The organism is Ferrovibrio sp. GW821-FHT12F09, from assembly GCF_058806775.1.
Map to the genome: position 1 here is coordinate 144,749 of NZ_JBXAPZ010000003.1, position 13,618 is coordinate 158,366.

Annotated in this window: 13 protein-coding genes; 10 read left to right on the forward strand and 3 right to left on the reverse strand. The window is 63.6% G+C overall.

Translation table 11 applies throughout. The features are described from left to right. Positions 1-30 precede the first annotated feature (30 nt). The 3 genes from AC1ROB_RS20910 to AC1ROB_RS20920 all read left to right on the forward strand — a co-directional run bounded on the left by AC1ROB_RS20910 (position 31) and on the right by AC1ROB_RS20920 (position 3,826). On the forward strand, positions 31-651 hold the full coding sequence (locus AC1ROB_RS20910) for a DUF2497 domain-containing protein (RefSeq protein ID WP_492973159.1): 621 nt from the start codon (positions 31-33) through the stop codon (positions 649-651). A 107-nt stretch (positions 652-758) separates the two neighbouring features. Next, positions 759-3,398 (forward strand): valine--tRNA ligase, encoded by a 2,640-nt coding sequence (locus tag AC1ROB_RS20915; RefSeq protein WP_492973158.1) that lies wholly within the window; start codon positions 759-761, stop codon positions 3,396-3,398. Positions 3,399-3,400: 2 nt separating this feature from the next. Beyond that, positions 3,401-3,826 carry a cytidine deaminase gene (locus AC1ROB_RS20920; protein WP_492973156.1) on the forward strand — a complete coding sequence of 142 codons (426 nt, stop codon included), beginning with the start codon at positions 3,401-3,403 and terminating at the stop codon, positions 3,824-3,826. 39 nt (positions 3,827-3,865) lie between these two features. On the opposite strand, the gene AC1ROB_RS20925 is transcribed toward AC1ROB_RS20920, so the two are convergent. Beyond that, positions 3,866-5,275 (reverse strand): dipeptidase, encoded by a 1,410-nt coding sequence (locus AC1ROB_RS20925; protein WP_492973154.1) that lies wholly within the window; start codon positions 5,273-5,275, stop codon positions 3,866-3,868. 128 nt (positions 5,276-5,403) lie between these two features. Between AC1ROB_RS20925 and AC1ROB_RS20930 the strand changes: the two genes are divergently transcribed. Continuing rightward, positions 5,404-5,787: a nuclear transport factor 2 family protein gene (locus AC1ROB_RS20930; RefSeq protein WP_492973152.1), complete on the forward strand. Its 384-nt coding sequence runs from the start codon at positions 5,404-5,406 to the stop codon at positions 5,785-5,787. A gap of 13 nt (positions 5,788-5,800) precedes the next feature. Here AC1ROB_RS20930 and AC1ROB_RS20935 read toward each other — a convergent pair whose 3' ends face one another. Together AC1ROB_RS20935 and AC1ROB_RS20940 are read right to left on the reverse strand one after the other, a co-directional pair. Then, a complete protein-coding gene (locus AC1ROB_RS20935; RefSeq protein ID WP_492973150.1) occupies positions 5,801-7,051 on the reverse strand; it encodes an MFS transporter in 1,251 nt (416 codons plus the stop codon). Between the two features lie 200 nt (positions 7,052-7,251). Continuing rightward, positions 7,252-8,259: an ABC transporter substrate-binding protein gene (locus AC1ROB_RS20940; protein WP_492973148.1), complete on the reverse strand. Its 1,008-nt coding sequence runs from the start codon at positions 8,257-8,259 to the stop codon at positions 7,252-7,254. Positions 8,260-8,368: 109 nt separating this feature from the next. Here AC1ROB_RS20940 and AC1ROB_RS20945 point away from each other — a divergent pair, with 109 nt between their 5' ends. The 6 genes from AC1ROB_RS20945 to AC1ROB_RS20970 all read left to right on the forward strand — a co-directional run bounded on the left by AC1ROB_RS20945 (position 8,369) and on the right by AC1ROB_RS20970 (position 13,615). Then, positions 8,369-9,031, forward strand: coding sequence for a TetR/AcrR family transcriptional regulator (locus AC1ROB_RS20945; RefSeq protein ID WP_492973146.1), 663 nt, complete (start codon positions 8,369-8,371; stop codon positions 9,029-9,031). Positions 9,032-9,104: 73 nt separating this feature from the next. Continuing rightward, complete coding sequence (locus AC1ROB_RS20950; RefSeq protein WP_492973144.1) at positions 9,105-9,908, forward strand: ABC transporter permease; 804 nt, start codon at positions 9,105-9,107, stop codon at positions 9,906-9,908. Beyond that, positions 9,905-10,963 (forward strand): NAD-dependent epimerase/dehydratase family protein, encoded by a 1,059-nt coding sequence (locus AC1ROB_RS20955; protein ID WP_492973142.1) that lies wholly within the window; start codon positions 9,905-9,907, stop codon positions 10,961-10,963. Before AC1ROB_RS20950 ends, AC1ROB_RS20955 begins: the two co-directional genes overlap by 4 nt. Beyond that, positions 10,950-11,774 (forward strand): GNAT family N-acetyltransferase, encoded by an 825-nt coding sequence (locus tag AC1ROB_RS20960; protein WP_492973141.1) that lies wholly within the window; start codon positions 10,950-10,952, stop codon positions 11,772-11,774. The genes AC1ROB_RS20955 and AC1ROB_RS20960 overlap by 14 nt, the downstream gene beginning before the upstream one ends. 12 nt (positions 11,775-11,786) lie before the next feature. Further along, positions 11,787-12,848, forward strand: a complete 1,062-nt coding sequence (locus AC1ROB_RS20965) for a dihydrodipicolinate synthase family protein (protein WP_492973139.1) — start codon at positions 11,787-11,789, stop codon at positions 12,846-12,848. Further along, complete coding sequence (locus AC1ROB_RS20970; protein ID WP_492973137.1) at positions 12,845-13,615, forward strand: ABC transporter ATP-binding protein; 771 nt, start codon at positions 12,845-12,847, stop codon at positions 13,613-13,615. Before AC1ROB_RS20965 ends, AC1ROB_RS20970 begins: the two co-directional genes overlap by 4 nt. Positions 13,616-13,618: the final 3 nt, after the last annotated feature.

The following is a 13,618-nucleotide window of genomic DNA, read 5'->3' on the forward strand; positions in this document are numbered from 1 at the left end:
GACCCCAAAGCAGGCCAAAATGAACCGACAATGGAGGAAATCCTTGCCTCCATCCGCCGGATCATTTCCGAGGACGGGGCCGACCAGGCTGCCGCGCCTGCCGCCGAGCCTGCACCGCCGCCGGCCCCCGAACCCGAGCCCGAGCCGCCGGCATTCGAACCTGAACCGATGATGGCGGAGCCGGAACCCGAGCCGGAGCCCGAACCGCCCGCCTACGAACCGGAACCCGAGCCGGAACCCGAGCCGCCAGCCTACCAACCGGAGCCTGAGCCGGAACCGGCTTTCGAGGCGCCGCCGATGCCGCCGCCGCGGCGTGCCCCGCCGCCGCCGCCGCCGCGTATGCAGGCGCCGCGCGACGACATTTTTGAACTGACCGATGTGGTCCGCGACGAGGTTGAGGGGCTGGTGTCGCAGCCGACCGCCACGCGCGCCGCCGCCCATCTGGGGCAGCTGTCCAGCGCCGTGGCCGGGTCGCGTGCCATGGCCATGGGCAACAGCCAGCGCACCCTTGAGGAACTGGTCAAGGAACTGCTGCGCCCCATGCTGAAGGAATGGCTGGATGCCCATCTGGCCACCATCGTGCAGCGTATTGTCGAGCGCGAGGTCGCCCGCCTGACCATCCAGGCGGAAGAAGAGCAGGACCACCTCTAAAACCGGGCCTTTTGGCGCTGACGACCGGGCCTGCCGGGGCTGGACGCGCGCGGCCGGATCGTCTTTATTTTGCGCCCCTTTCCTCAGTCTGCCGCCCGAGTTGCCCCATGTTGGACAAGACCTATCTGCCCCAGGATGTCGAGAACCGCCTGTACAAGGCCTGGGAAGAGGCGGGCGCGTTCAAGGTCGGCGTCAAATCCGGCAAGCCCTATACCATCGCGCTGCCGCCGCCGAACGTCACCGGCAGCCTGCATATGGGCCATGCGCTCAATCACACCCTGCAGGACATCCTGATCCGCTACCAGCGCATGCTGGGCCGCGACGCGCTGTGGCAGCCGGGCACCGACCATGCCGGCATTGCCACCCAGATGGTGGTGGAGCGCCAGCTGGCCGAGAAGCAGATGAACCGTCGCCAGATGGGCCGCGAGAAATTCGTCGAGCGCGTCTGGGAATGGAAGGCGGAATCCGGCGGCATGATCACCGGTCAGCAGCGCCGCCTGGGCGAGAGCTGCGACTGGAGCCGTGAACGTTTCACCATGGATGCCGGCCTGTCGGATGCCGTGCGCAAGGTGTTCGTCGAACTCTATCGCGAAGGCCTGATCTACAAGGATCAGCGTCTGGTCAATTGGGACCCCAAGCTGCTGACCGCGATTTCCGATCTGGAAGTCGAGCAGCATGAGGTGAAGTCTCACCTCTGGTATTTCCGTTATCCCGTTGAAGGTATGGCCGACACCTATATTACGGTGGCGACCACGCGTCCGGAGACCATGCTGGGCGATACCGGCGTGGCCGTGCATCCGGAAGACGAGCGCTACAAGCATCTGGTCGGCAAGTTCGCCATCCTACCGCTGGTCGGCCGCCGCATTCCCATCGTGGCCGATGAGTATTCCGATCCCGAGAAGGGTTCGGGCGCGGTGAAGATGACGCCCGCGCACGACTTCAACGATTTCGAAGTCGGCAAACGCCATAACCTCGAGATGATCAACATCTTCGACAAGCACGCGAATCTGAACGATGCCGTGCCGGAGAAGTATCGTGGCATGGAACGTTTCGCGGCGCGCAAGCTGATCGTCGCCGATCTGGAAGAGCTGGGCCTGGTCGAGAAGATCGAGCCCAACACCCATATGGTGCCGCATGGCGACCGTTCGCAGGTGGTGATCGAACCCTGGCTCACCGAGCAGTGGTATGTGAATGCCGAAGTGCTGGCGCGGCCGGCCATCGAGGCGGTGGAGAAGGGCGATATCCAGTTCGTGCCGAAGAACTGGGAAAAGACCTATTTCGAATGGATGCGCAACATCCAGCCCTGGTGCATCTCGCGCCAGCTCTGGTGGGGCCACCAAATCCCGGCCTGGTATGGCCCGGATGACAAGGTCTTCGTCGCCTATGACGAAGCCGAGGCGCAGGCCGAGGCCACGCAGCATTACGGCAAGGCTGTAGAGCTGCGCCGCGACGAAGACGTGCTCGACACCTGGTTCTCGTCGGCGCTCTGGCCGTTCTCCACGCTGGGTTGGCCGGAACAGACGCCGGTGCTGCAATCGCATTATCCGACCGACGTGCTGGTCACTGGATTCGATATCATCTTCTTCTGGGTCGCCCGCATGATCATGATGGGGCTGCACTTCACCAAGAAGGCGCCGTTCCATACGGTCTACATCCATGCCCTGGTCCGCGACGAAAAGGGTCAGAAGATGTCGAAGTCCAAGGGCAACGTGATGGACCCCCTGGATGTCATCGGCAAATACGGCGCCGACGCATTGCGCTTCGCGCTCACCATCTTCGCCGCCCAGGGCCGCGACGTGAAGATGTCGGAGCAGCGCGTCGAGGGCTATCGCAACTTCGCCACCAAGCTGTGGAATGCCGCGCGCTTCGCCGAGATGAACGGTTGTGCCCTGCCGGCGGATTTCGATCCGGCCAAGGTGAACGGCACCATCAACAAATGGGCGCTGGGTGAGCTGAGCAAGGCGACCCGTGACGTGGAAGCCGCGCTGGCCGCTTACAAGTTCAACGAGGCCGCTGGTGCGCTCTACCATTTCACCTGGGGCAGCTTCTGCGACTGGTATCTGGAACTGATCAAGCCGGCATTGCTTGGTGAAGATGCAACGCTGAAAGCCGAAACCCAGGCGACCTGTGCCTATGTGCTGCGCCAGCTGATCCATCTGCTGCATCCCATCATGCCCTTCATCACCGAAGAGCTGTGGGACAAGCTGTATGGGGCACCCGGCGGTTATCTGATGCTGCGGGACTGGCCCAAGGATGGCGCGCGCCCCGAGGACAAGGCGGCGTCGGCCGAGATCGACTGGCTGATTCGCCTGATCGATGGCGTGCGCGCCGCCCGTTCGGCTCTGAATGTCCCGGCCGCGGCCAAGATCGCCATGATCGTCAATGGCGCCTCGGCCGAGACGGCCGCGCGTCTGGCCCGTCATGCCGACCCGATCAAGCGCCTAGCCCGCATCGAGACAGTCTCGGAGAATGCTGCTGCACCGCAGGGTTCGGCGCGTATCGTGATTGATGAAGCGACTTACGTACTGCCGCTGGCCGATGTGATCGACATTGCCAAGGAGAAGCAGCGCCTGGGCAAGGAACGTGACAAGGCGTTGGCGGAAATCACCAAGATCGACGCCAAGCTGGCGGATGCCACCTTCATGTCGCGCGCCCCGCAGGCCGTGGTGGACGAGCAGCATGAGCGTCGCGCCAACCAGTCGTCGCTGGCCGAGAAGCTAGCCGACGCGCTGACCCAGCTGGGCTGATCATGACCGTGGCTGACGACAGGGCGCTGCTTGAAGCCGCTTCGGCGCTGATCCGCAAGCGCTACGCCGTCGGCCGTCATCACATTGCAGCGGCGCTGCGCACGCGCTCGGGCAAGATCGTCACCGGACTGCATCTCGATACCTATGTCGGCCGGGCCTCGGTCTGTGCGGAGGCCGTCGCGGTCGGTCAGGCCATGGCTGACGGGGCAGGGCCGGACGACCCGATCACCGATATTGTCTCGGTGCGCCATCCCCGTCCGACTGAGCAGAACAAGGATATCCAGGTGGTGGCGCCCTGTGGCATCTGCCGCGAGATGCTGCGTGATTTCGCGCCGGATGCGCGCGTGCTGCTGGCCGGCGAAGACGGCGGCCTGAAAGCCTACAACCCGACCGATCTGCTGCCGCTGAAGTATCACCGGCAGCCATAAGGCTGCAAAAAGGAAAGCCGCCAACCGTAACGTCAGGCCTCAGGCCAGCGTGGCCAGTGCCACGCGCAGATAATTGCCGCCCAGCAGCTTCAGCATGTCCTCACGCTTGAATCCGCGCGCCATCAGCGCGGCCGCCAGTTCGGGCAGGACCCTATAGCTCGGGAAGGCCGATGGGCTGAGCAGGCCCAGCATGTCGCTGCCCAGTCCCACGTTATCGATGCTGGTGGCATCCACCATCTGGGCAATGCCGGCGGCATATTCATCGATATTGGGGAAGATCGTAGCCGGTGGCCAGATCCCGATCACGCCGCCGGTCTTGGCCACCAGCTTGGCATGGATAGGCAGGATCTGTCGGATGAACGGGCGATTGTTCATGGTCAGCGAAGTATGCGACAGCACCAGCGGCTTGGTGGTGACATCAACGGCGCGCTTGACCAGATCGTAGGTGCCATGGGCGATATCGACCACGATGCCGCGCGCGTTACAGCGCTGAATCACCGCGACGCCGGCATCGGTCAGGCCGCCATGCACCTTGGCCTCGGTCTGGATGTCGCCCAGTTCGTTGACGCGGTAATGGGTGAGCTGGAGGTGACGCAGCTGCCATTTCTCGTAGGCTTCATCGACGCGCTCGGCCTTGCCTTCCAGGAAATCGCCGCCTTCGGCCGAGACGATGACCGAAGGCCGGTCGGGATGCGCTGCCCTCAGGCTGGCCGCATCGGTGATGACGCCCAGCTTCTGTGCTTTCACCAGGTCATGCAGCCGGCCGAAAGCCTGCTGGGCATAGGCGTAAAGCTCGCCCGGCGCCGGATCGCGGAACGGGCGGATGCGTTTGTCTTCTGTAGCCTGAGTGGCCGGCGTGTCCGCCACCATGGCGAGGCAGATCACCGCCATGCGGCCGGCGCGCATCGGCTCGGCCACGGGTGTGAAGGGGGCGCGCTCCTGGATGCGCTTCAGGCCGAGGATCGAGCCGGCATGGCTGTGCAGGTCGATGGTGATCGCATCGCCCAGCGCCTGTCGTGCTGCGGCGATGGCAGCCTCGTTCGGCGCTGCCGTGGCATCGGGCATCCAGGCCGACAGGCCAAGCGTGGCGGTGCCGGCCAACACGGCGCGGCGGCTGAAGCCGGTACCGTTGGCCGGCATCGGCAGCAGGCGGGCATCATGCAATTGGTAGCGCCAGCCGGCGTCGTCCTGTGCAAGGCAGGTCCAGCGACCAGCCAGCCGCAGCGGGCGGCTGGCCGGAGTGACCGGCTCGTCCATGAACACTTCGATACGGGCATGCGGGTCGCGCGGCAGGTGGCCGGCGCAACAGACCGGCTCAGCCACGAAGGCGAAATGCGACTGCGTGTCTGCATCTTCGGCCGGCGCCATCCAGCCATCGATCTCGATCCAGGCACCGTCCAGTGCATCGGCGATGGTTTCACTTGCCAAATCTGTCCAGGTGATTCGCATGGCCGCCTCCCGTCGCTCCAGCATCGCGCTGCCGGTCATGACAGGGAAGCGAAATGTGCCGGTGCAATGGATCGCTTGACGGCCCATAGGCGGACTGGTCTGCTGCCGGCCATAAACCGGAGGCACAGATGAGCAACCCGCAGGTGAACGAGATTCTTGATATCGTCCAGGTCTATCTGGACGGGCTGTACGAGGGCGATACGGCGAAACTGCGCCAGGCCTTTCATCCCGCCTCCAGCCTGTTCGCGTCGATCGACAACAAGCTGGTGAATGTGCCGCGTGAAGACTGGTGCAAGATGGTGGAGAGCCGCCCGTCGCCCAAAGCCAACGGCCAGGGTCGTGAGCATGACCGTATCCTGTCGGTCGATATCACCGGCCCGTCAACTGCCCTGGTGAAGCTGAACTGCGCCATCCTGCCGCGCCTGTTTACGGATTACCTCAGCCTGATCAAGCTGGATGGTCGCTGGCAGGTGATCAGCAAGACCTACACGGCCGAAACCGTGAAGGCGTGACGATGCGCTCAGTTCAGGACTGAACCTTGGCTACCGTCGTCGCCTTTACAGACTTCTGCCGGATCACCACGGCGGTCAGTGTCGTCAGCGCCAGCATGGCGGCGACGAACCACAGCACGCGGTCGGCATGGCCGTGGTCGAGCAGCAGGCCGAGCACCAGCGGCGCCATGGCCGAGCCGGCATCCAGGCCGGAATAGACAAAGCCGAAGACCCGCCCCGATGCGCCCTTGGGCGCGGCGCCGCGCACGATCAGGTCGCGTGACGGCGTGGTGAAGCCCTGCAGGAAGCCGGCAGCGGCAATCGCCGCCACCAGACCCGCAGCCGGCAGATTCAGGTTGGCGACCAGCAGGATCAGGCCAGCCGCACCAAGCAAGCCGCCGATCACGATGGCTTCCAGCTTTACGCCCTTGTCGGCGACCCAGCCGCCAACCATCACGCCACCGGAGGCGCCGAGCAGGAAGCCGGTGAGCGCTGTAGTGGCCAGAGTCAGCGGGGTATCATAGAGCGCGGCAAGTGTGGCCGGCAGGAAGTTCTGCGTGCCGATCAGTGCAAAGGACAGCAGCAGGAAATAGCCGAAGCACATCACCACGGGCAGGCTGAGCAGGGGCCCGAGGGCTTCGGCCTTCTCGCCGGCCTTGGCGGCGGCACGACGGGCGGCGCCGGCATCCTCCTTGATCAGGTCGCGGTTGAGCAGCAGGGCGGCGAGGATCGCATAGCCGACAAGGGCCGCGATGATTGGTGCGGCACGCCAGCCAAAGAGTGCAGCGCCGCCAGCCATCAGTACCGGCGCCAGGCCCCAGCCCAGATTGCCGCCTAGCGTGTGCGTGCCATAGGCCATGCCGAGACGCTTCTGATCGACCGATGCATTGAGAATGGAGAAGTCGGCCGGATGGAACACGCTGTTGCCGATGCCGGCCAAAACTGCCACCGGCAACAGCAGCCAGTAGCTGGGCGCCAGACCATAGAGCAGGACCGCTGTGCAGAAGATCGCCAGGCCGCCGATCAGCACGTTGCGCGCGCCGATGCGATCGACCAGGAATCCGGCCGGCGTCTGCAGAACCCCGGACGTGACGTAGAACAGCGTCATCACCAGGCCCAGCTCGGTGTAGCTGACAGCGAAGTCTTCCTTGAGGAAGGGAAACAGCGGCGGCAGCACCAGCTGGAAGAAATGGCTGCAGCCATGGGCGAAGCCGATCAGCGCCATCACCTTGATGTCACGGTTCGGAACGGTGGATGGCTGGCCGGGAAGGGCGATGTCGGTCATGGGGACCTGCAGAACGAAGCGGACTGGCGAATTCCGGCTGTATCGCCGGTTGACGCTCAGCCTAGCAGTTAATCCGCATGCGGCAAACGGTGGAATGGGTGCGTTTACTTCGCGTTTATGCGATTTCGCGGGCGCAAAAAAAAGCGCGGGGGTTTCACCCCGCGCTCCGTTTGCGGCCCTAGTCGATCCGGGGCTGCGCCTCAGTTCTTCATCTTGATGGACTTGTCCAGGAAGTCGTTGGTGTAGACCGCCTTGACGTCGAAGTCCTTCTCCATGCCGAAATAAGTCTTCACCAGATCGTAGTCGAACTTCATGCGATCGGCGTTGAAGGCGCCGAGGGCCACGCCGGTGGTGGTCGGATCGGTCATCAGTTCCTTGATGCGGTTCCACTGGTCGCGCTGGTTCGGCTCGTCCAGGCCGCTGACGCTGGCCATCAGCGCCTTCAGGCAGGGACTGACGTCGGTGACGCAGGCCGCGAAAGCCTTCTGCGAAATCTGCACGAACTTGGCCACTGTGTCCTTGTTCTTGCCGAGGTATTCGCCATTCACGATGATCGAGTTGCCATAAAGGTTCAGGCCGATATTGCGCCAGGCCAGGAATCCGAGATCAGGGCCGAACTCGCGCACTTTCAGATCATGCTCGTTGTAGAAATCGCTGGTGATGTCGATCGCCTTGGCCTTCAGCGAGGCGACCTTGGCCTGCGGTGTGATGTTGACGAAGGTAACGCTGTCAGTGGCGATGCCGACCTGCTTGGCAAAGGCCGGCCACATCACGCGCGAAGCATCGCCCGGCGGGTTGCCCAGCTTCTTGCCGGGGAAGTCTTTTGCTCCAGTGATCCCCGAACTCTTGAGCCAGTAGAAGCCCTGCGGCGAATTGGCATAGACGGTCATCACCGAGACCAGATCGGCGCCCTTGCTCTTGGCGACCAGGGCGGTGGCCATATCGGCGATGGCGAATTCGGTGTTGGCGGCACCGACGCGCTGGGCCGAGACGCCGGACCCCTTGCCGGTTTCGATGCTGACATCGATGCCGGCCTGGTCGTACCAGCCCTGGGCCTTGGCATAGTAGTAGGGGGAATGGTCGGCGGTCGGCACCCAGTTGAGCAGCAGGTTGACCTTCTGCTTGCTCTGGGCTTGGGCCGCTCCGGCCGCCAGTACGGGCAGCAATGCCGTTGCCAGCGCCATGCCAAGGATTTTGCACGGTGTCATGATGGTTCCCCTCCGTTGTGATTCGCTGTCCGGCTGACCGGGCTGAAAGAAACTCTAGCCAGACGCCGCGATCCGTTCAATAATTAATCAACCAGTTGGATGATAAGAGATGAGTATGGAAAATCCGGCACCGATCCGGGACGAGGGCGGCAGCGAGCGCCGCCGTGACCCCGTGGCGACCAAAGCGGCGCTGCTCAAGGCGGCAGTGGTGGAGTTTGCCGCGAAAGGTCTGGCCGGGGCCCGGATCGACGAGATCGCCCAGCGCGCTGGCGTCAACAAGCAGTTGGTTTATCACTACTTCGGCAGCAAGGATGAACTCTACCGGGCCGCGCTGGAACTGGTTTACGCGGAGATCCGTGAGCGTGAGAAGGCGCTGCACCTCGCCGACCTGCCACCGCGTGTGGCGATGGAGCGCCTGATCGGTTTCTCCTTCGACTACCTGGCTGAGCATCCGGAATTCCTTGCCCTGCTGAACGACGAAAACCGCCAGGAGGCTCGTCATGTGCGCGGCTCCGAACGGCTGGAGCAGATGCATTCACCACTGGTCAGCCTGCTCAAGGAGACCCTGGAACGCGGGGCGGCCGAGGGGGCATTCCGCCGCGACCTTGAGCCGGTGCAGCTCTACATCTCGATTGCCGGCCTGTCTTACTTCTTTTTCTCCAATAACCGCACGTTATCGGCCATTTTCGGCCGTCCGCTGGACAGTCCGAAAGCCGTTGCCGAGCGCCGCCGGCATGTGATTGCCTTTGCCATGGCGGCTTTACGGCCGTAAAACAATCAATCAACTAGTTGGTTGATTGTGATGAGGATGGCTGCTAGGCTGCGAGTCAGACAGGGGAGCAAGCATGGCCGTGACCGAGCCGACTGCGCAGCCGGACGACAAACCCAGAAGCAGCCATCTGCTGCGCTGGGCTACCATTGCCGTCATCCATGTGGTCGCTGTCATCCTGTGGGAAATTCTGGTCCGCATGACCAAGCTGCCGGCCTTCATCCTGCCGGCGCCGAGCGCGATTTTCGCCACGCTGTCCAAGACCAACTATGCCTGGGTCTCCAACACAGGGGTGACGGCCGCTGAAATCTATGGCGGCTATCTGCTGTCGGTGGTGACCGGCGTGGCGCTGGCTTTGCTGTTCACCTGGTCGCGGCTGCTGACGCTTCTGGTCTTTCCGCTGTTCATCACGCTGAACATGATCCCCAAGGTAGCGCTTGGCCCGCTGATTATCGTGTGGTTCTCCTACGGTATCGGCACCAACATCATGATCACGCTGTCGCTGTGCTTCTTCCCGATCCTGCTCACCACCGTACGTGGCCTGAAGGAAGTGGAACCCGATCTGCTCGATCTGGTGAAGTCGCTTAAAGGTTCGCGCTGGCAAACCTTCATCTATATCCAGTTGCCCGGCTCATTGCCCTATATCTTCTCCGGCATGAAAGTCGCCGCGATCCTGGCTGTTGCCGGCGCAGTGGTGGGCGAGTTCATTTCGTCCGACAAGGGTCTGGGCTATCTGATGATCCAGGTGCAGGCCTCGCTCGACACGCCCGCCATGTTCATGGCGGTGATCCTCATCACCCTGCTCGGCATCGCGCTCTACCTGCTGGTGCTGATCCTCGAACATCTGCTGATCCGCAAGGATGCAAGGATTGCGTCATGACCCAGAGCAAGACCGAAACCTGGCTGGATGACAGCGCGCTGCCGACGGGCTTTGCCGACGAGGTGGCGCTGGAAGAATTCATGACGCGCCCGAGCCGCGCCCTGGCGGCCGATCTGGAAGCGCTGGACGGCGACATCATGATCCTCGGTGTCGGCGGCAAGATGGGTCCGACCATGGCGCGGCTGGCCAAGCGCGCCGCGCCAGGCAAGCGCGTGATCGGTGTCGCCCGTTTCAGCGAAAAGGGCCTGAAGGAAGGCCTGGAAAGCCACGGGATCGAGACCATTGCTACCGACCTGATGGATCGTGACGCCATTGCCAGATTGCCGCGCATTGCCAATGTGGTCTTCATGGCCGGCCGCAAGTTCGGCGCCAGTGGCAACCAGTCGCTGACCTGGGCGATGAATGCCCATGTGCCGGCGCTGGTGGCCGAAAGCTTTGCTGCCTCGCGCATCGTCGCCTTCTCGACCGGCTGCGTCTATCCGTTTGTGCCGGTCGACAGCCAGGGCGCCACCGAGCAGATGGAGCCCAACCCACCGGGCGAATATGCAATGTCCTGCATCGGCCGCGAGCGCATGTTCGAGCATTTCTCTCAGGTCCATAAGACGCCGGGCCGGCTGTTCCGCCTCAACTACGCCATCGACCTGCGCTATGGCGTTCTGCACGACATCGCGCGTCTGGTGATGCAGGGCGAGCCGGTGGATGTCACCATGGGTCATGTCAATGTGATCTGGCAGGGCGATGCCAATGCGCAGGCGCTGCGCTGCCTGAAAGCCGCGACAGTGCCGACCACGCCGCTGAATGTCACCGGGCCTGAGACCATCGCCGTGCGCTGGCTGGCGGAGAGCTTTGCTGCGCGCCTCGGCAAGAAGGCTATCGTCACCGGTACTGAGGCACCCAACGCTTGGCTCAATAACGCCGCCGAGGCGGCGCGGCTGTTCGGTTATCCGCGCATCCCGCTGGCCAGCATGCTCGACTGGGTGGCCGACTGGGTGTCGCGCAGCGGCCGCAGCCTGGGCAAGCCGACCCATTTCGAGGTGCGCGATGGCGCCTATTAAGACGCTCGATATCGATCGTCTTGACAGCGCCGACCTTTCGGCGGCGCTGGTGCTATCGGCCGAGGCTGGCTGGAACCAGACCGAAGACGACTGGCGGATTTTCCTCGACCAAGGGCGCGTCTTTGCCTGCCGCGATGGCGATGGCAGGCCCGTCGCGACAGCGGCCATTCTTCCCTATGGCGATTTCGCCTGGATCAGCATGGTTCTGGTGACGGCTGCGATGCGGCAGAAGGGTATGGGCAGTCTGCTGCTGCGCCATTGCATCGGCGAATTGCAGCGTGAAGGTCGCGTGCCCTGTCTGGACGCAACGCCGGCTGGCGAAAACGTCTACCTGCCGCTCGGCTTCCAGCCGGTCTTCGGCATCACGCGCTGGCAGGGGCAGGGGCAGGGGCAGGGTCTGGGCAGAAGCGCGGTTCCGGTGGATGTCGAGGCGTGCCAGGCCCTGGACGAGGCGGCGTTCGGCGCCCGCCGTGCGCCGCTGCTGCACAGCTTTATCGGGCGGCTCCCAGTGCTGGCATTGCAGCAGGACGACGCCTTTATCGCGGCGCGCAATGGCCGTGTCGCCACTCAGATCGGACCGCTGGTTGCGGGCAGCGAAACGCAGGCGCTCGATCTGCTCACGACGGCCCTGGATCATGTCGCAGGCCCGGTCTTTCTCGATGTCCCTGACCGCTGGACAGCCTTGAGGGCCGAACTCCAGCGGCGCGGCTTCACCATCCAGCGTGGTTTCCGCCGCATGGCCTTAAACAGCAGCAACGCCAATGGCGATCCGGCGCGCAGTTTCGTCATCGCCGGTCCTGAATTCGGGTAGAGGATATCAAGCATGGGTTTGCATCATTCCAAGCTTCCGGCCGCGGTTCTCAGCAGCCTGCGTAAAGGCACCGTTATTCCGGCACATCCGCTAGCGCTGGATGCCAATCGCGATTTCGACCGCAGGCGCCAGCGTGGACTGACGCGCTATTATGTCGATGCCGGCGTCGGCGGCCTGGCCGTCGGCGTGCACACCACCCAGTTTGCCATCCGCGATGTCGGCCTCTATGAGCCGGTGCTATCGGCCGCCATAGAAGATGCGAAAGCCTGGACGGATCGTCCGCTGGTCATGGTTGGCGGCCTGGCCGGCAAGACCGCACAGGCGGTGAAGGAAGCACAGACGGCCGTAAAGCTCGGCTACCATGCCGGCCTGCTCAGTCTGGCGGCCATGAAGGATGCCGACGTCGATGCCATCATCGCCCATTGCGAGGCGGTGGCGGCCGAAATCCCGCTGGTCGGATTCTACCTGCAGCCGGCCGTTGGCGGCGTGGTACTGGATGCCGAATTCTGGCGTCGCTTCGCCTCGATCGACAATGTCATCGCCATTAAGGTGGCGCCGTTCCATCGCTATCGCACGCTGGATGTGATGCGCGGCGTGGCAGCAGCGGGGGCGGAAAAGCGCATTTCTCTCTATACCGGCAATGACGACCATATCGTGCTCGACCTCACCATTCCCTTCACGGTGAAGCGCGGCGATGAAGCGGTGAACCTGCGCTTCGTTGGCGGCCTGCTCGGTCACTGGTCGGTCTGGACGCAGCAGGCGGTCAGGCTGCTGGAGAAGGCCCATGCCGCGGTCGCTGCCGGCAGCGTGTCTCCCGAGCTGCTCGGCCTCGATGCGCGCGTCACCGATTGCAACGCGGCCTTCTTCGACGTTGCTAATGATTTCCACGGTTGCATCGCCGGCTGCCATGAAATCCTGCGCCGCCAAGGCCTGCTGGAGGGCATCTGGTGCCTCGATCCGCATGAGGGCCTGAGCCCCGGCCAGGCCGCGCTGCTCGATCGCGTCAGCCGCGAACATGCCGACCTCTCCGACGATGCCTTCGTCAAGGCCAACCTGGAGCGGTGGCTGGCATGAATGCGGCTGCTCCACTGATCCACCTGCAGAATGTCCGCAAGACCTATCGCGGACGCGGCAAGGATTTTATCGCCGTCTCCGACGTCACCTTCGATGTGGAAGAGGGCGATCTGGTCTCGCTGGTCGGTCCCTCCGGCTGCGGCAAGACCACCGTGCTGAAGATACTCGCGGACCTGCATACCGCAGATGACGGCGGCACGGTCGAGATCGGCGGTGGTACGCCGTTCACGCCCGGTCGCGATGTGGGCATGGTGTTCCAGCAGGCGCTGCTGCTGAAATGGCGCACCATCCTCGACAACGTTCTTCTGCCGGCCGATATCCTCGGCCTGCCGCGCAAGGCCGCCCGGGAGCGCGCCCGCGACCTGCTGCATATGGTTGGCTTGGCTGGTTTCGAGGCCAAGTATCCTTATGAGCTTTCCGGCGGCATGCAGCAGCGCGCCGCCATTGCCCGTGCGCTCGTGCATGATCCGAAGCTGATCCTGATGGACGAGCCTTTCGGCGCGCTGGATGCGCTGACGCGCGAGAAGATGAACTTGGAAATGCTGCGCATCTGGCAGGAAAGCCGCAAGACCATCATCTTCGTCACCCACAGCATCCAGGAGGCGGTCTTCTTGGGTTCGCGTTGCGCGGTGCTGACGGCCGGCCCGGCCCGGATGGCGGACTGTTTCCCCATCGACCTGCCGTTCCCGCGCACGCTGGATATGAAGACCACAGAGCGTTTCGGCGACTACACCAAGCGGATCTATCGCCTGCTGGGCATGGAATAAGGT

Bases quoted from the DNA above. Each gene is read 5' to 3' on its own strand.
- AC1ROB_RS20910 (WP_492973159.1), top strand. From the start codon at position 31: ATGGAGGAAATCCTTGCCTCCATCCGCCGGATCATTTCCGAGGACGGG.
- AC1ROB_RS20915 (WP_492973158.1), top strand. From the start codon at position 759: ATGTTGGACAAGACCTATCTGCCCCAGGATGTCGAGAACCGCCTGTAC.
- AC1ROB_RS20920 (WP_492973156.1), top strand. From the start codon at position 3,401: ATGACCGTGGCTGACGACAGGGCGCTGCTTGAAGCCGCTTCGGCGCTG.
- AC1ROB_RS20925 (WP_492973154.1), bottom strand. From the start codon at position 5,275: ATGCGAATCACCTGGACAGATTTGGCAAGTGAAACCATCGCCGATGCA.
- AC1ROB_RS20930 (WP_492973152.1), top strand. From the start codon at position 5,404: ATGAGCAACCCGCAGGTGAACGAGATTCTTGATATCGTCCAGGTCTAT.
- AC1ROB_RS20935 (WP_492973150.1), bottom strand. From the start codon at position 7,051: ATGACCGACATCGCCCTTCCCGGCCAGCCATCCACCGTTCCGAACCGT.
- AC1ROB_RS20940 (WP_492973148.1), bottom strand. From the start codon at position 8,259: ATGACACCGTGCAAAATCCTTGGCATGGCGCTGGCAACGGCATTGCTG.
- AC1ROB_RS20945 (WP_492973146.1), top strand. From the start codon at position 8,369: ATGAGTATGGAAAATCCGGCACCGATCCGGGACGAGGGCGGCAGCGAG.
- AC1ROB_RS20950 (WP_492973144.1), top strand. From the start codon at position 9,105: ATGGCCGTGACCGAGCCGACTGCGCAGCCGGACGACAAACCCAGAAGC.
- AC1ROB_RS20955 (WP_492973142.1), top strand. From the start codon at position 9,905: ATGACCCAGAGCAAGACCGAAACCTGGCTGGATGACAGCGCGCTGCCG.
- AC1ROB_RS20960 (WP_492973141.1), top strand. From the start codon at position 10,950: ATGGCGCCTATTAAGACGCTCGATATCGATCGTCTTGACAGCGCCGAC.
- AC1ROB_RS20965 (WP_492973139.1), top strand. From the start codon at position 11,787: ATGGGTTTGCATCATTCCAAGCTTCCGGCCGCGGTTCTCAGCAGCCTG.
- AC1ROB_RS20970 (WP_492973137.1), top strand. From the start codon at position 12,845: ATGAATGCGGCTGCTCCACTGATCCACCTGCAGAATGTCCGCAAGACC.